Below are 16,206 nucleotides of genomic sequence, written 5' to 3'. Positions count from 1 at the left end.
TGCGGCGCCGCGACGCCGCCATGATCGGTCGATCCGGCAGGCCGCGCATCGCCACGTGAGCGTCCTTCTTACTCGTAGGAGAAGATGCTGCCGAGCTTGTCCATGCGTTCCAGCGCCATGCCGGAGCCGCGCACCACGCAGGTCAGCGGGTCTTCGGCGACCAGCACCGGCAGGCCGGTTTCTTCCGCCAGCAGGCGGTCCAGGTCGCGCAGCAGCGCGCCGCCGCCGGTCAGCATCATGCCGCGCTCGGCGATGTCGGCGCCCAGTTCGGGAGGGGTCTGTTCCAGCGCGATCTTCACCGCCGACACGATCTGGTTGAGCGGATCGGTCAGCGCTTCGAGGATTTCGTTGGACGAAACCGTAAAGGCACGCGGGATGCCTTCGGACAGGTTGCGGCCCTTGACTTCCATCTCGCGGACCTCGGAACCCGGGAAGGCCGAGCCGATTTCCTTCTTGATGGCTTCGGCGGTCTGCTCGCCGATCAGCATGCCGTAGTTGCGGCGGATGTAGTTGACGATGGCCTCGTCGAACTTGTCGCCGCCGACGCGCACCGAACCCTTGTAGACCATGCCGCCCAGCGAGATGATGCCTACCTCGGTGGTGCCGCCGCCGATATCCACCACCATCGAGCCCGACGGCTCCGACACCGGCAGGCCGGCGCCGATCGCGGCCGACATCGGCTCCTCGATCAGGTAGACCTGGCTGGCGCCGGCGCCCAGTGCCGATTCACGGATGGCGCGGCGCTCGACCTGGGTCGAGCCGCACGGCACGCAGATGATGATGCGCGGGCTCGGGCGCAGCAGCTTGCTGTCATGCACCATCTTGATGAATTGCTTGAGCATCTGCTCGGTCACGGTGAAGTCGGCGATCACGCCGTCCTTCATCGGGCGGATCGCCTCGATATTGCCCGGCACCTTGCCCAGCATCTGCTTGGCTTCCTTGCCCACCGCCGTAATGGTCTTCTTGGCGTTGGGGCCGCCTTCCTGGCGGATCGCAACCACCGAGGGCTCGTCCAGCACGATGCCCTTGTCGCGCATGTAGATCAGCGTGTTGGCGGTGCCGAGGTCGATCGCCAGGTCGTTGGAGAAGTAGCTGCGGAGAAATCCGAACATCAGGAATCCTGTCTGTGATGGTGTTCGCGGGTAGGCGAAGCGGCCGGCGCCGCGAGCGGCCCGGCCACGAAATGGCTTGTGTTGCGTTGAATACGGAATGGTTCTCGGCTTCCCGCTCCGCCCGCCGCCCGGACCGGAGGCTGTCCGGCCGGATGGGAACGGGATCGGCACCGCCGGCGCACCGCGCGCGCCGGCCCTACGGGAACCTTTGATTAGACCCCGCCGAAAAGTTCGCGGAAATGTGCAGGCGCCGGCGCATCATGCTGGCTGTCGCGCAGCATGCGGGGACCGGCGGCAAGGCCTAATCAGAGGACCCAGGTTTGCCCTTCGGGCGCCTTCGGACACCGGGCGCGCAAGCGCCGGCCGCGGGCCATGTGGCGTAGGCGTTGCCAAAGGTCGGTAACTCGCAATGATACCTTATAATTCTGGCTGCTTCGGGCGTTTACAGCCTGAAAATACCTGCAATTCTGGCGACTGCGGCGTGCCCTCCGGCGCCTGCGGTCAGGCTCCGGGCCACCCGACGCAGCGGCCCCGCAAGCCAGCCGCCGGCGCAGCCCGCGCCGCCCTTCGTATCCCAGAATCCGAGCATCCGAGCATCGACCCACCACGCCATGGCCCTCGACCTATCCGACGTCAAGCGCATTGCCCACCTCGCCCGCATCGAAACCAGCGATGACGAGGCCGCCCAGACGCTTGCGCAGCTGAACAACTTTTTCTCGCTGGTCGAGCAGATGCAGGCGGTCGACACCACCGGCATCGAGCCGCTGGCGCATCCGCTGTCCGCGGTGCGCGACATGGTCCAGCGCCTGCGCGAGGACGTGGTCACCGAAACCGACCGCCGCGCCGACTACCAGCGCCCCGCGCCGGCCACCGAAAACGGCCTGTACCTGGTGCCCAAGGTCATCGAATGACCCTTGCCCGGCCCGTGCCGCCAGCGCCACCCGGCGCGCCACGGTCCACCCGCCAGTACAACACCCCTGATGCCAACCGACTGTCATGCCCTTTTCCGCTGATTCCGTGACCTCCCTGCGCCAGCTTGCCGACGCCCTGGCCGCGCGCACCGTCTCCGCCGAGGAACTCGCGCGCGAGTACCTGGCCCGCATCGAGCAGGCCGCCGCGCTCAACGCCTTTATCCACGTCGATGCCGAGCTGACCCTGGCCCAGGCCCGCGCCGCCGACCAACGCCGCGCGCGCGGCGAGGCCGCGCCGCTGACCGGCGTGCCGGTCGCGCACAAGGATGTGTTCGTCACGCGCGGCTGGCGCGCCACCGCCGGCTCGAAGATGCTGGGCAACTATGAGAGCCCGTTCGACGCCACCGTGGTCGAGCGCATGGCCGCCGCCGGCATGGTCACGCTGGGCAAGACCAACATGGACGAGTTCGCGATGGGCTCGTCCAACGAGAACTCGCATTTCGGCCCGGTGCGCAACCCGTGGGACGCCAGCCGCGTGCCCGGCGGCTCGTCGGGCGGCTCGGCCGCGGCGGTCGCCGCCGGCCTCGCGCCCGCCGCCACCGGCACCGACACCGGCGGCTCGATCCGCCAGCCGGCTTCGTTCTCGGGCATCACCGGCATCAAGCCGACCTACGGCCGCGTGTCGCGCTACGGCATGATCGCCTTTGCCTCGTCGCTGGACCAGGGCGGCCCGATGGCCCACACCGCCGAGGACTGCGCGCTGCTGCTCAACGCCATGGCCGGCTTCGACCCGAAGGACTCGACCAGCATCCCGCCCGCGCAGGGCGGCGTGGACGAGGACTACACCCGCCTGCTGGGCCAGCCGCGCGCCGGCGCCACCGCCGAGCGCCCGCTGGCCGGCCTGCGCATCGGCCTGCCGAAAGAGTACTTCGGCAAGGGCCTGGCGGCCGACGTCGAGCAGGCCGTGCGCGCCGCACTGGCCGAGTACGAGAAGCTGGGCGCCACGCTGGTCGAGGTCTCGCTGCCCAAGACCGAGCTGTCGATCCCGGTGTACTACGTGATCGCGCCGGCCGAGGCCTCGTCCAACCTGTCGCGCTTCGACGGCGTGCGCTACGGCCACCGCGCCGCCGAGTACCGCGACCTGCTCGACATGTACAAGAAGACGCGCGCCGAAGGCTTCGGCGCCGAGGTCAAGCGCCGCATCATGGTCGGCACCTACGTGCTGTCGCACGGCTACTACGACGCCTACTACCTGCAGGCGCAGAAGATCCGCCGCATCATCGCCGACGACTTCCAGCGCGCCTTCGCCCAGTGCGACGTGATCATGGGCCCGGTGGCGCCGACGGTGGCGTGGAAGCTGGGCGAGAAGACCTCGGACCCGGTGCAGATGTACCTGGCCGACATCTTCACGCTGTCGACCAGCCTGGCCGGCCTCCCCGGCATGAGCGTGCCGTGCGGCTTCGGCGAGGGCAACATGCCCGTGGGCCTGCAGCTGATCGGCAACTACTTCGACGAAGCGCGCCTGCTGCAGGCCGCGCACGCGTTCCAGCAGGCGACCGACTGGCACCTGCGCCGCCCCGCCAAGGCCTGACCATGACCCGCTCCCTGCTCCGCCTGCTTGCCGCCGCCTTGCTTGCCTCGCTGGTGGCGGGCTGCATCCAGCTGCCGATCATCGGCAAACCCACGCCGATCGCCAGCCGTGACATCGACCTGGCCGGCGACTGCCGCCGCACCGAGGAAGACGGCTTCCGCGAAGACGCGCAGCTGCGCATCTCGGACAACAGCGTGCAGCAGTTGTCGTGGAAGCTGTGGGTGGGCAAGCGCGGCTCGTGCAGCTTCAACCTGGCGGATTTTCGCCAGGTCCAGAAGAAGCCGCATATCGAGCTGCGCGCCAACGACGGCAGCGGCTGCAAGCTGATGGTGTGGCAGGATCCGCGCCGCGTCACGCTGGCGCACGCCAACTGCCAGCAGCGCTGCACCCCCGGCATCTATGAAGAGGCCTGGCCCGTGATGTTCGAGCCGGGCACCGGCGCCTGCGCCCGCACGCGCTGAAGCCACTGCAGTACTGAAGCCGCCATGATTCGCGCACCCGCCACCCCGCAACACGCCCCGCGCGCCGCCGCGCTGGCGGCCGCCTGGCTGCGTGCCGCGGTGGCGCTGGGCCTGGGCGCATGGCTGGCCGGCGCCGCGGCGCATACGCCCGACCTGCCGGCACCCGCGCTGGACGCGCCGGCACCGCTGACGCCGGCAGGCGTGCTGGCTCCGAACGCGGTGACCCGCGCCGCGCCTGCGTCATCGGCCGCGGCCAAGGCGGCCGTCGCACCCCTGCCCGCGCTGCGGGTCCAGCTGCGCGGCGATGCCGCCACGCCGGCGCTGACCGCCTACTGGTTCCTGCCGCGCGAGGGCACCACGCCGCGCGCGCTGCCGGTGGTGGTGGCGCTGCACGGCTGCGGCGGCCTGCTGGCGCAGCGCGCCGCGCGCGACGGCACCGCAGGCGCAACCACAACGGCAGCGGGCACCGACAGCGCCGATGTAGCCGCGCTGCTGCAGCAACGCTACCGCGAATACGCGCACTGGCTCACCGAGCGCGGCTACGCGGTGCTGATGCCCGACAGCTTCAGCGCGCGCGGCAAGCCGCACGGCATCTGCGCCGAGCCCATCGACAGCCGCGCCATCGACGACCGCACCCGCCGCGCCGACGCGCTCGCCGCGCTGCGCTGGGTGGCGCAGCAGCCCGCGGTCGACGCCGCGCGCATCGTGCTGCTGGGCTGGTCGAACGGCGCGCAGGCGGTGCTGGCCACTGTCGACGCCAGCCGCCCGTGGCCGGCCGGCACGCCGCCAGTCGAGCGCGCAGTGGCGTTCTACCCTGGCTGCAAGCGCGCGGTGCAACAGCACAGCTTCCGCCTGCGCTCGCCGCTGCTGCTGATGATCGGCGGCGCCGACGACTGGACCCCGGCGACCCGCTGCGCCATGCTGCAGAGCGCGGTGCAGGCGCGCCAGCCGGGGGCGCGCTTCCGGCTGGAGATCTACCCCGGCGCCTATCACGGCTTCGACGGCACCAGCGAGCTGCATCGGCGCACCGACGTGCCCGCCGCCGCCATGCGCAAGAGCCAGAGCGTTACCGTCGGCGGCGACGCGGTGGCGCGCGTGGCCGCACTGGCGCAGCTCGACTCCTGGCTGGCCAGCCCCGACCCCTGACCGCCACGCAGGACCAGACAGAACACCGGGGCGGCGCTGCCGCTCCCTCGCAACAGACAACACCGAAAGAACCGAACAGGAATACCGCCATGCAATGGGAAGTGGTGATCGGCCTCGAAACGCACGCGCAGCTGTCGACGGCCTCCAAGATTTTTTCCGGCACCTCCACCGCCTTCGGCGCCGAGGCCAACACACAGGCATCGCCGGTGGACCTGGCGCTGCCGGGCGTGCTGCCGGTGCTCAACCAGGGCGCGGTCGAGCGCGCGATCCAGTTCGGCCTGGCCATCGGCGCCACCATCGCGCCGCGCAGCGTCTTTGCACGCAAGAACTACTTCTACCCCGACCTGCCCAAGGGCTACCAGATCAGCCAGTATGAGATCCCGGTGGTACAGGGCGGCACCATCACCATCCAGGTCGAGGGCAAGCAGGGCGAGTCCTACGAGAAGACCGTCAACCTGACGCGTGCGCACCTGGAAGAAGACGCGGGCAAGTCGCTGCACGAGGACTTTGCCGGCATGACCGGCATCGACCTGAACCGTGCCGGCACGCCGCTGCTGGAAATCGTCACCGAACCCGACATGCGCAGCGCGGCCGAAGCAGTGGCCTACGCCAAGGCATTGCATTCGCTGGTGGTGTGGCTGGGCATCTGCGACGGCAACATGCAGGAAGGCAGCTTCCGCTGCGACGCCAACGTGTCGGTGCGCCCGTACGGGCAAAAGGAATTCGGCACCCGCCGCGAGATCAAGAACCTGAACTCGTTCCGCTTCCTGCAGCAGGCCATCGAATACGAAGTGCAGTGGCAGATCGCCGAGATCGAGGACGGCCGCAAGATCCAGCAGGCCACCGTACTGTTCGATCCCGACACCGGCGAGACCCGCGCCATGCGCACCAAGGAAGACGCGCACGACTACCGCTACTTCCCCGACCCGGACCTGATGCCGCTGGAAATCGACGCCGGCTGGATCGAGCGCGTGCGCGGCGAGCTGCCGGAGCTGCCGGCGGCGATGCAGGCCCGCTTTGTCTCGCAATACGGCTTGTCGGCGTATGACGCCACCATGCTGACCGCGACCAAGGCCTACGCCGCCTACTTCGAAGCCGTGGTCGCCGGCGCGGGCGCCGCCAGCGCCAAGCCCGCCGCCAACTGGCTGATGGGGGACGTGGCCTCGCAGCTCAACCGCGAAGGCATCGCCATCGACGCGGCCCCGGTCACGCCGGCGCAACTGGCCAAGCTGCTGGCGCGCATCGCCGACGGCACGGTGTCGAACAACACCGCCAAGAAGGACGTGTTCCCGGCAATGTGGGCGGGCGAGCACGGCGGCGACGCCGACGCCATCATCGCGGCCAAGGGGTTGAAGCAAATGTCCGACAGCGGCGAGCTGGAAAAGATCATCGACGACGTGCTGGCCGCCAATGCCAGGTCGGTCGAGGAATTCCGCTCGGGCAAGGAAAAGGCGTTCAACGCGCTGGTCGGCCAGGCGATGAAGGCAACCAAGGGCAAGGCGAATCCGGCGCAGGTGAATGAACTGCTGAGGAAGAAGCTGGGGTAAGGCGCAGGCCGATCTATCCCGCTGGTTTGCTCCCCTCTCCCGCAAGCGGGAGAGGGAGCCGTCCTTCAGTCGACGAAGGTTCGCGCACGCTCAAGCGCCCTTCACATCCCCGCCCTCCCCCTCACCGTCTCCTCCAGCAACGACCTCAGCTTCGCCAGCGCCCCCGGGTCCCCGTGCGCCGCGGAGCGGGCGTACCAGATCTTCGCCTGCTCGAGGTCCCGGTCGACCACACCCGGCTCGCCGCGCTCATAAAAGCTGCCGACGATGTACTGCGCGCCGCCGTTCCCCGCGCTCGCCGCGCGCTGGTACCACGCAAACGCCTGCGCGTAGTCGCGCGGCACGCCGCGGCCGGTGAAGTAGTTCGTCGCCAGTTCCATCTGCGCCTGCACATGTCCGCCCTGCGCCGCGCGCTCATACCAGCGGTTCGCCTCTTCCAGCGATTTCGGCACCAGCTCGCCGCGCTCGTACAGGTCGCCCCAGGTGTATTGCGCATGGGTCATGCCGTTGTCGGCCGCCTTGCGCAGCCATACCAGCGCTTCTTGCGGGCGCGCGGCTGTGCCTTCGCCGCGCAGCAGCATCATCGCGTAATTGAATTGGGCGAGGCGGTTGCCCTGGCGCGCGGCGCCGGAGAAACCCTGCAAGGCCTCATCGAAGCGGCCCGACTCGTAGGCCGCGACAGCATCGCGGGTCTGCGCCTGCGCCGGGGCAGGCGGCTGCGGTGCCGCGGCGGCGGGTGGCAACACCAGCCACGCGCAAAACGCGCCGGCCAGCACGGCGGCATGCGGGGAACGGGCTTTCGACATGGCGGACTCCGGCGCGAGGCCTTCTTGGTTTCAGTGTAGGAGTCCGCCGAGGTGCCCGGTAGCGACTGGATTATCTACACGAATAATGAACCGGCAGACATTTCCGGATCCCATCATTCGTCGCGCCAATAAACAAAACCTGGCTCAGATCCACCCCGCGCGGTGCAGCCGCCGCCACAGCGCTCCGCAGGCCACCGCCGTCACGCCGATCACCGCCGGGTACGCGTAGTGGACCTTCAGCTCGGGCATGAAATCGAAGTTCATGCCGTACAGGCTGAACACCACCGTCGGGATCGCCAGGATCGCGCCCCAGCCGGCGAGCCGCTTGACCACTTCGTTCTGGCCGACGGTCACCAGCGCCAGGTTGACCTGCACCGCCGTGGTCAGCATTTCGCGCACCACGTCGAGCGTGCGCACCAGTCGGCTGGCGTGGTCCTCGATATCGCGGAAGTAGGCGCGCAGCTCCTTCGGCACCAGCTCTTCGTGCAGCCGGATCAGCTGGCCGCACATGTCCTCGACCGGGCTGACCGCATTGCGCAGGCGCAGCACCTGGCGCTTGACCTGGTACAGGCGCTCGATTGCGGCGCGGTCGAACTCGTCGCGGAAGATGCCCTGCTCGAGCGCCTCGAAGTTGTCCTCCAGGCGCGTGACGATGGGCAGGTAGTGGTCGACGACGAAGTCCATCAGCGCGTACAGCACATAGCCCGGCCCGTTGGCCAGGCCGTGCGGGTCGTGTTCGCAGCGCTCGCGCACCGGCGCATAGGTGCTGCTGGCCCCATGGCGCACCGAGACCACGTAGTTGGGGCCGACGAACAGATGGGTCTCGCCGACCACGACTTCGTCCTGCACCAGTTGCGCGGTGTTGAGCACCACGAACACGGAATCGCCGTAGGCCTCGAGCTTGGGGCGCTGGTGCGCATTCATTGCGTCTTCGACCGCGAGGTCGTGCAGGCCGAAGGCCTGCTGCGCCTGCCGCAGCAGCGCCGGGTCGGGCTCGTGCAGGCCCAGCCAGACGAAGGTGCCGGGCACCGCCAGCACCGTCGGGATTTCCTCCATGCCTACCGTGCCGAGCCGCTTGCCCTGCCGGTAGGCCACGCTATTGACGATGGCGCCCATGGAAACTCCGCTGATCAGATGGCGCAATCGTAACAAGGCTTTGCACGATGCCCGTGCCGCGCGATACCGAGGCCGTGCAAGCCGCGCCGGCCACACTTGCGCCGCGCCACCGGCGCGTGCATGGAGCCCACGCGCCACCTGCGGTACATATCGATCCAATTGTTACAGTTCGCGACAGATACGACGTTAGAATGTGGCATTTCCACGGTCACCCGGCTATGTCCCAGAAGAAAACGCCACGCTTCGAGCTGCGCAGTGGCAACGTCGACGCCCTCCTTCTCGCCCTCCAGACCGCCGACATGGCTGCGCTGCGGGATGACCTCCTCACCCGCTTCGAAGCCACCCCCGACTTCTTCTCCAATGACGTGATCGCGCTGGACCTGCGCGCGCTCGACGATGACAGCGAAGTCGCGCTTGGCACCGTGATCGACACGCTGTCCACGCTCAAGGCCCGCGCCATCGGCGTGGTGGCCCGCGCGGGCCAGCGCGAGTGGGCCGAGCGCTTCGGCCTGCCGCTGCTCGACAGCCAGGCGCGCCGCAGCGGCGCCACCGAGCGTGCCGCCGAAGCCAAGGCCGCTGCCGCCGCCGAACAGGCCGCAGCGGAACAGGCCGCGCGCGAGGAAGCCGCCCGTGCCGCGGCGCAGGCGGCCACCGACGCCGCCGTGGCCGCCGCTGTACGCCAGACCCAGACCCTGCTGATCGACAAGCCGCTGCGCTCCGGCCAGCAGATCTATGCGCATGGCGACGTGGTCATCATGGACGTGGTCAGCTACGGTGCCGAGGTCATCGCCGAAGGCAATATCCATATCTATGCCCCGCTGCGCGGCCGCGCGCTGGCGGGCGTCAAGGGCAACACCGCCGCGCGCATCTTCAGCACGTGCATGGAGCCCGAACTGATTTCCATCGCCGGCATCTACCGGACCGCGGAGCAGACGCTTCCGGCCGACGTGCACGGCAAGACCGCCCAGGTGCGCCTGGCCGATGAAAAACTGATCCTCGAAGCGCTGCGGCTCAAGTAACCGCAGCGCCCCTCGGGACCGAATCGCAGAGAGCGCAAGCTTCAACTTATTACTGGACCAAAGAGCCATGGCAAAAATCATCGTTGTGACCTCCGGCAAGGGAGGCGTCGGCAAGACCACCACCAGCGCCAGCTTTGCCGCCGGCCTGGCCCTGCGCGGCCACAAGACTGCCGTGATCGACTTCGACGTCGGCCTGCGCAACCTCGACCTGATCATGGGTTGCGAACGCCGCGTGGTGTATGACCTGATCAACGTGGTGCAGGGCGAAGCCAACCTGCGCCAGGCGCTGATCAAGGACAAGAAGTGCGAGAACCTGTTTATCCTGCCGGCCTCGCAGACGCGCGACAAGGATGCGCTCACGCGCGAGGGCGTCGAGAAGGTGATCGACGGCCTGATCGAGATGGATTTCGAATACATCGTCTGCGACTCGCCCGCCGGCATCGAATCGGGCGCGCTGATGGCCATGTACTTTGCCGACGAGGCGCTGATCGTGACCAACCCCGAAGTGTCGTCGGTGCGCGATTCGGACCGCATCCTCGGCATCCTGGCGTCCAAGACCAAGCGTGCCACCGAGGGCGGCGATCCGATCAAGGAACACCTGCTGATCACGCGCTACAACCCCAAGCGCGTGCATGGCGGCGAGATGCTGTCGCTGACCGACATCCAGGAAATCCTGCGCATCAAGCTGATCGGCGTGGTGCCGGAATCGGAAGCGGTGTTGCACGCCTCCAACCAGGGCACGCCCGCCATCCACCTGGAAGGCAGCGACGTGTCTGACGCCTACAGCGACGTGGTGGACCGCTTCCTCGGCAAGGACAAGCCGATGCGTTTCACCGACTACCAGAAGCCGGGGCTGTTCTCGCGCATCTTCGGCAACAAGTAACGGTCAAGGAGGGCTCACCCCATGTCGATCCTTTCCTTCCTGCTGGGAGAGAAGAAGAAGTCCGCGTCGGTCGCCAAGGAGCGGCTGCAGATCATCCTGGCGCACGAGCGCACCGGCCATTCCGCCCCTGCCGACTACCTGCCCGCGCTGCAGCGCGAACTGGTGGCGGTGATCTCAAAGTACGTCAAGATCGGCGACCAGGACCTGCGCGTCAGCCTGGAACGCCAGGACAACCTCGAGGTGCTCGAGGTCAAGATCGAGATCCCGCAGCATTGAGCACAGGACCCGGCGGAGCCGGGTCCATGCCCCCGCGGGGCTCTCCGCCCCGCCCCTTCTTGCGCCTTCCCGCCCTGTCGCTCCAACGCCCAGCCGCCGTGCCAGCGCGGCTCCGAGGCTTCCCCCGCTGCGCTGCCTTATCCCCCAAATGCAGAATTCTGTAGCGGCCAGACAACGGAATTGCACCAATTTCCTGCTTGAAAGCGCGGCTCCACGGAGTTTTGTGTCCTTGTTCCTTACGTTTTGTTAAATTTTCGCGGCGTTTACACGAAACGTAGACCTTATCCCCGCCGTGATCCGGCGAAGGGCACAGTACAAGACAGAAAAGGAGCACCATGAAGAAATCGGCCATCGTCCTCGCAGCCGGCAGCCTGTTGGCAGGTTCGGCTTTCGCACAAACCTCCGTCACCCTGTACGGTATCGTCGACCAGAGCATCCGCTTCCAGACGAACGCGAACGCCAACAATGACAACTCGTGGGAACTGACCAACGGCGCCGTCACCAACAGCCGCTGGGGCATCAAGGGCAGCGAAGCCCTGGGTAACAACCTGAAGGCGATCTTCCAGCTGGAAAACGGCTTCGATCCGGACACCGGCCGCGCCAACCAGAATGGCCGCCTGTTCGGTCGTCAGGCCTACGTGGGCCTGAGCGGTGACTTCGGCACGATCAAGCTGGGCCGCCAGTACACCGAAGGCTTTAATTTCTTCGGCGACTACGATCCGCTGACCATCGGCAACTACACCAACAACGCCTGGCCGTTCTTCCTGACCAACTTCCGTAACGACAACGTCGTCAGCTACGGCGGCAAGTTCGGCGGCCTGGACGTCGGCGCCAGCTACGGCTTCGGCGAGCAGGCGGGCAGCATGAGCCAGAACCAGTACTGGGGCGCTCGCGCCGCGTACACCTTCGGTCCGTTCGGCATCGGCGGCGTGTACCAGGAAGTGCGTAATCTCACCGGCGAGAAGCAGCAGATGTGGGGCGCTGCCGGTAAGTACTCGATCGGGCCGGCCAAGGTGTTCCTGGGTTACATCGGCGGCAAGGACCGCACCGGTTCGGTGGATGCCTCGCTGAACTTCACGGGCGGCGCCACGCTGAACCCGATCCCGGCTGGCGGCAGCGCCGCAGCCAACCCGCGCAAGGACACCATCGGCTACATCGGCGTGACCTACCAGGCCACCCCGGCACTGGCGCTGACCGGCGTGTTCTACGGCGACTACGTCGAAAACGTCAACGGCGTCAACGACAACAACGGCCGCCGCTACACCGGCGTGCTGCTGGCCGAGTACTCGCTGTCCAAGCGCACCCAGGTCTACGGCACGGTTGACTTCAACAAGGTTTCGGGCGGCACCATCACCGAAATGCCGGGCCGTAACAACCAGACCGGCGCTGCCATCGGTATCCGCCACATCTTCTGATCGGTACCTGATCAGCAGTCTCGGCAAAAGGCACCTTCGGGTGCCTTTTTTCATGGGCGCGGCCGGCGCCGCAGCCACAGGTACCAGCCGGCCTGCGCGGCTTGGCCCTGCATCGGTTGCAGCGGCACCAGCAGCCCTCCATGCCGTGCCACCACGCGCTGCGCGCACAGCAGCGCCGGTCCGGGCCGCGCCAGTTGCGCGGCGCCCGCGTCATCGGCGGGCTGGAACACGATCGACAGCGCCACGCCACCGGCATGGCCGCGGCACGCGGTGCGCAAGGCCGTGCCAGGCGCCGCCGCACCGATGGCGCTGGTCAGCAGCCATTCCAGCGTAGCGGCGAGCATCGCCGCGTCGCCGCCAATGCGCGGCAGGCGCCCGGCCGGGCGCTCCAGCCGGATCCCGGCCTCGCCGGCTTCGGTCCAGACGCGGTCCAGCGCTTCATCGAGCAGGGTTTCCATGGCGATCCGCCGCATCCGGTAGGCATGCCGGGTTTCGCGCAGCAGCCGGTTCAGGTCGTCGATATGGCGCAGCGCGCGGCGAGCATGGCCGCCCACCTGCGCCAGCAGCGCCGCATCGGCCTGCGAGCGGGTCTGGCGCAGCGCCAGCCACGCCAGCAGCGAGGCATTGGGTTCGCGCAGGTCGTGGCCCAGGACGTGCACCAGCATGTCGTGCACGGCGGCCGGGTCGCGCACGTCGCAGCCGCTTGCAGGCGCCGGCATCGCAGTTGCGCTGCAGCTTCGTCGCGCCAGCCGGCTGCCGCCCAGGCACAACGCCGCAGCAACCAGCGCAAGGCGCAGCGAGCGCGCCGTCATGCCGCGGCCCGCTCGGCGTGTGCCAGGCGCTCCAGCCGATAGCCGTGCGTATAGACCGGGGTCAGCCGCATGCCGTGCTCGGCCTGCAGCCCCAGCTTGCTGCGCACGCGCGATACGTGGGTATCGATGGTGCGCGACATCGGCGAGATCTCGCGGCCCCAGACCGCGGCGGTGATGTGGTCGCGCGTGACGATGCGGCCTTCATGGCGGAACAGCAGCACGGCGAGGTCGAACTCCTTGGGCGTCAGGCCGATCGGCTGGCCGTTGCAGGTGACCCGGCGCAACGCGCAATCGAAGGCATAGTCGCCCAGCCGCAGCGGTGGATGGGGCGAGGCCTGCGCCGGATACGCGCGCCGCAGCAGGCAGTCGATGCGCGCGGCCAGCTCGGACGGGCGGATCGGCTTGACCATGTAGTCATCGGCGCCCGCGGCGAGCGCGCTGACGATATCGTGCTCGGCATCGCGGCAGCTCAGGAACATGACCGGGATGCGCCGATCCAGGTGGGTGCGCACCCACGCCAGCACTTCGCGCCCGGAAAGGTCCGGCATCTGCCAGTCCAGCAGCAGCAGGTCGAAGCCCGCGTCGCGCAGCGCCAGCAGCAGGCGCCGGCTTTCGCTGAAGCTGACGCATTCGAATCCCGCGCCGGCGACGACCTGGCGGATCAGCGCCGCATCCGCGGGCGCGTCCTCGAGCGATGCAATGCGCGTTGCCGTTTTCTTTCCCATGTTGCCTCCGACGTGACTGGCCATCAGCGGGACATTTAATCCGGTGCCGCCGCCCGCCCGAATAGGAAAGCGCTCAATCTCGCCTTTCAACAATCTTTTACTTCTCGCCTCAGCGGGCCGCTCCTACCATGGGCTTCGCTGCGGGCCTACCCGTGCCCGCGCTCACCATGTTGTCAAGCTGTGTCCACCCGGCGGCGCATTGCGGTGCGCCCGCGCACAGGAGCCACGTCCGTGAAGATCGCCGCGCTGCAGGCGGACCCCACCCTCGCCGTCAGCATCGAACAGACCCTGCGCCTGAACGGCCACCAATGCACGCGCTACCTCAGCGGGCGGGCGCTGATCGGCGCGCTGCGCGGCAGGTCGTTCGACCTGCTGATGCTGGATTGCGATACGCCGGGCCTCCCGGCACTGGAAGTGCTGGCGTGGGTGCGCCGCACCTTGGGCCACGAGATGCCGGTGATGCTGACCGGAACCTCGAACAAAGAAGCCTTTGTCGCAGCCTGCCTGGCGCAGGGCGCGGACAGCTACTTGCCCAAGCCGCTGCGCACCGCGGAACTGGCCGCGCGCGTACAGGCGCTGCTGCGCCGCGCGCGGCCGGCGAGCGCAGACTGCGACCTGGAACACGGGCCGTTCCGCTTTGCCACCGCCGAGCGGCAGGTGTGGGTGCAGGGCAAGCCGGTGCTGCTGGCCCCGAAGGAATTCGACCTGGCGGTGCTGCTGTTCCGCAACCTGGGTTCGCTGGTACTGCGCCAGACCATGGTCGACCAGGTCTGGCGCTACCACATGGACGCGGCCTCGCGCACGGTGGACAGCCACCTGTCGCGCGTGCGCACCAAGCTGGCACTGTGGCCGCACAACGGCGTGCGGCTGTCGTCGGTGTATGGGCTGGGGAGCCGGCTCGATGCGGCATAGCGCGGCGGCGGTGCCAATACGCGCCGCCCAGCTCTTGAATCAGTCAGCCTTGATGCCGGCTTCCCTGACGATGCGCGCGTTCTCCGCGGACTCTTCGCGGATGGCCTTGGCAAACTGCGCCGGCGTGCCGCCGGTCGGCACTTCGCCGCCCTTGAGCAGGCGCTCATGGACTTCCGGCTCGGCCAGCGCCTTGTTCAGCTCGGCGTTCAGGCGGTTGATGATGGCCGTGGGGGTCTTGCCCGGCGCAAAGATGCCGAAGGTGGAGGTCAGGTTGGCCTTGGGGTAGCCCAGCTCGGCCAGCGTCGGCACGGCGGGCAGGCTGTCCAGGCGCTTGGGCGCGCCCACCGCCAGCGCGCGCAGGCGGCCTGCCTGCATATGCTGGCTCAGCACCGGGCTGGCGTTGGTGCTCATCACCTCGAACTGGCCGCCGAGCGCATCGTTCATCTGCTGGCCCGCGCCCTTGTACGGGATCAGCACGATGTCGGCCTTCGACTTCTGCTTGACCTGTTCCAGCACCACATGGCCGACCGTGCCCAGGCCCGACGTGGCCCAGCGTACCGAACCCGGTTTGGCGCTCGCCTGGCCGACCACGTCGGCAAAGCTCTTGCCGCTGAAGGCGGAAGTACCCACCACCAGCACCGGCGAGTACATCACGCTCATCACCGGCGCCACGTCCTTGTGCGGATCGTAGTTGACGCGTCCCACATGCGGATTCAGCGTCAGCGGGCTGGTGGCGGCAAAGCCGAGCGTGTAGCCGTCCGGCGCAGCCTTGGCCACCGCATCGATGCCGATGCTGCCGCCCGCGCCGGCCTTGTTCTCCACCACCACCGAGGTACCCATCTGCGCCGACAGGCGCTCGCCGAGCGCACGCGCGACGGTGTCGCTGATGCCGCCGGTGGGATAGGCAACGATCAGGCGGATCGGGCGGCTGGGATAGGCGTCGGCCGCGGCGGCCGTAACGGGGGCCAGTGCGGTGCCAGCAAAGACGCACGCTGCGGCCAGCAACGACGAGCGGAAGGGAAAGGCCATGATGGGAAAGCGGGAGAGATTCGACGGAAGCGGCCGCGCGGTGGCAACGGGCCGCGGCGCGGAACAGCCGCTATCTTAGCCGATCATGCGGCGCGCTCAGCGCTCCAGCGGCCGCTCCGGCACCCACGAGACAAAGAGCTCGTTGGCGCGGTCATAGAGCCGCCAGCCGGTGCCGCAGTCGCGGCAGCAAAACGACAGCATGCTGTACGGCACCCCGGCGGCACTCTGTGTCACCACCGGGGCCGTGCCCCGCAGCGCCAGGCAGGCCGGCGGCTCGCGCCGGCGCGGATCGTCGGCCAGCGCCAGGCAGCGCTCGCAGGGCGGCGTGGCGGGGGCGGCGGAAGGGTCTGGGGCGGCTGGCATCGTCGGCGGAAACGGGGCAGGTCTGACTCGAGTGCCCGCCATGATGCCGCAAAAGTCCGCGCGGCAGCAGCACCCTTCGCGGATG

17 protein-coding genes are annotated in these 16,206 nt (G+C 68.4%); 10 read left to right on the top strand and 7 right to left on the bottom strand.

Going from position 1 to position 16,206, the window contains the following annotated elements; all coding sequences use genetic code 11:
* Window positions 1-68: 68 nt before the first annotated feature.
* Window positions 69-1,112, bottom strand: a complete 1,044-nt coding sequence (locus tag ACEI37_RS11360) for a rod shape-determining protein (protein WP_008648066.1) — start codon at window positions 1,110-1,112, stop codon at window positions 69-71.
* A gap of 611 nt (window positions 1,113-1,723) precedes the next feature.
* Here ACEI37_RS11360 and gatC point away from each other — a divergent pair.
* The 5 genes from gatC to gatB all read left to right on the top strand — a co-directional run bounded on the left by gatC (window position 1,724) and on the right by gatB (window position 6,768).
* Window positions 1,724-2,023, top strand: a complete 300-nt coding sequence (gene gatC, locus ACEI37_RS11355; protein WP_025585501.1) for an Asp-tRNA(Asn)/Glu-tRNA(Gln) amidotransferase subunit GatC — start codon at window positions 1,724-1,726, stop codon at window positions 2,021-2,023.
* Between the two features lie 85 nt (window positions 2,024-2,108).
* Window positions 2,109-3,614 (top strand): Asp-tRNA(Asn)/Glu-tRNA(Gln) amidotransferase subunit GatA, encoded by a 1,506-nt coding sequence (gatA, locus tag ACEI37_RS11350; protein WP_373378976.1) that lies wholly within the window; start codon window positions 2,109-2,111, stop codon window positions 3,612-3,614.
* A 2-nt stretch (window positions 3,615-3,616) separates the two neighbouring features.
* Complete coding sequence (locus tag ACEI37_RS11345; RefSeq protein WP_373378975.1) at window positions 3,617-4,075, top strand: hypothetical protein; 459 nt, start codon at window positions 3,617-3,619, stop codon at window positions 4,073-4,075.
* 24 nt (window positions 4,076-4,099) lie between these two features.
* Window positions 4,100-5,221, top strand: coding sequence for a dienelactone hydrolase family protein (locus tag ACEI37_RS11340; protein WP_373378974.1), 1,122 nt, complete (start codon window positions 4,100-4,102; stop codon window positions 5,219-5,221).
* Between the two features lie 89 nt (window positions 5,222-5,310).
* The gene (gene gatB / locus ACEI37_RS11335; RefSeq protein ID WP_373378973.1) at window positions 5,311-6,768 is read left to right on the top strand and encodes an Asp-tRNA(Asn)/Glu-tRNA(Gln) amidotransferase subunit GatB; all 1,458 of its coding nucleotides are present in this window, start codon (window positions 5,311-5,313) and stop codon (window positions 6,766-6,768) included.
* A gap of 101 nt (window positions 6,769-6,869) precedes the next feature.
* On the opposite strand, the gene ACEI37_RS11330 is transcribed toward gatB, so the two are convergent.
* Both ACEI37_RS11330 and ACEI37_RS11325 read right to left on the bottom strand, forming a co-directional pair.
* Window positions 6,870-7,571, bottom strand: coding sequence for a tetratricopeptide repeat protein (locus ACEI37_RS11330; RefSeq protein WP_373378972.1), 702 nt, complete (start codon window positions 7,569-7,571; stop codon window positions 6,870-6,872).
* A gap of 144 nt (window positions 7,572-7,715) precedes the next feature.
* Window positions 7,716-8,687, bottom strand: a complete 972-nt coding sequence (locus ACEI37_RS11325) for a magnesium and cobalt transport protein CorA (protein WP_373378971.1) — start codon at window positions 8,685-8,687, stop codon at window positions 7,716-7,718.
* A 218-nt stretch (window positions 8,688-8,905) separates the two neighbouring features.
* On the opposite strand from ACEI37_RS11325, the gene minC reads away from it, so the two are divergent.
* The 4 genes from minC (at window position 8,906) to ACEI37_RS11305 (ending at window position 12,280) form a co-directional block, all read left to right on the top strand.
* Window positions 8,906-9,706 (top strand): septum site-determining protein MinC, encoded by an 801-nt coding sequence (gene minC / locus ACEI37_RS11320; RefSeq protein ID WP_373378970.1) that lies wholly within the window; start codon window positions 8,906-8,908, stop codon window positions 9,704-9,706.
* A gap of 67 nt (window positions 9,707-9,773) precedes the next feature.
* Window positions 9,774-10,589: a septum site-determining protein MinD gene (minD, locus tag ACEI37_RS11315; RefSeq protein ID WP_062796161.1), complete on the top strand. Its 816-nt coding sequence runs from the start codon at window positions 9,774-9,776 to the stop codon at window positions 10,587-10,589.
* A 21-nt stretch (window positions 10,590-10,610) separates the two neighbouring features.
* On the top strand, window positions 10,611-10,865 hold the full coding sequence (gene minE / locus ACEI37_RS11310) for a cell division topological specificity factor MinE (RefSeq protein ID WP_012351386.1): 255 nt from the start codon (window positions 10,611-10,613) through the stop codon (window positions 10,863-10,865).
* A 335-nt stretch (window positions 10,866-11,200) separates the two neighbouring features.
* Window positions 11,201-12,280, top strand: coding sequence for a porin (locus ACEI37_RS11305; RefSeq protein ID WP_373378969.1), 1,080 nt, complete (start codon window positions 11,201-11,203; stop codon window positions 12,278-12,280).
* 50 nt (window positions 12,281-12,330) lie between these two features.
* Here the strand turns inward: ACEI37_RS11305 and ACEI37_RS11300 are convergent, their stop codons facing one another.
* Together ACEI37_RS11300 and ACEI37_RS11295 are read right to left on the bottom strand one after the other, a co-directional pair.
* On the bottom strand, window positions 12,331-13,092 hold the full coding sequence (locus tag ACEI37_RS11300; RefSeq protein WP_373378968.1) for a sensor histidine kinase: 762 nt from the start codon (window positions 13,090-13,092) through the stop codon (window positions 12,331-12,333).
* Window positions 13,089-13,817, bottom strand: coding sequence for a response regulator transcription factor (locus tag ACEI37_RS11295; protein ID WP_373378967.1), 729 nt, complete (start codon window positions 13,815-13,817; stop codon window positions 13,089-13,091). The genes ACEI37_RS11300 and ACEI37_RS11295 overlap by 4 nt, the downstream gene beginning before the upstream one ends.
* Window positions 13,818-14,048: 231 nt before the next feature.
* Between ACEI37_RS11295 and ACEI37_RS11290 the strand changes: the two genes are divergently transcribed.
* Window positions 14,049-14,729, top strand: a complete 681-nt coding sequence (locus tag ACEI37_RS11290; protein WP_373378966.1) for a response regulator transcription factor — start codon at window positions 14,049-14,051, stop codon at window positions 14,727-14,729.
* A gap of 39 nt (window positions 14,730-14,768) precedes the next feature.
* Here ACEI37_RS11290 and ACEI37_RS11285 read toward each other — a convergent pair whose 3' ends face one another.
* Both ACEI37_RS11285 and ACEI37_RS11280 read right to left on the bottom strand, forming a co-directional pair.
* Window positions 14,769-15,758, bottom strand: coding sequence for a Bug family tripartite tricarboxylate transporter substrate binding protein (locus tag ACEI37_RS11285; protein WP_373378965.1), 990 nt, complete (start codon window positions 15,756-15,758; stop codon window positions 14,769-14,771).
* Between the two features lie 96 nt (window positions 15,759-15,854).
* Window positions 15,855-16,163 carry a hypothetical protein gene (locus ACEI37_RS11280; protein ID WP_373378964.1) on the bottom strand — a complete coding sequence of 103 codons (309 nt, stop codon included), beginning with the start codon at window positions 16,161-16,163 and terminating at the stop codon, window positions 15,855-15,857.
* Window positions 16,164-16,206: the final 43 nt, after the last annotated feature.

Source organism: Cupriavidus nantongensis, from assembly GCF_041726985.1.
Lineage (GTDB): Bacteria > Pseudomonadota > Gammaproteobacteria > Burkholderiales > Burkholderiaceae > Cupriavidus > Cupriavidus nantongensis_A.
The sequence above is the reverse complement of the archived record's forward strand: the minus strand, read 5'-3'. Positions and strand labels throughout refer to the sequence as shown.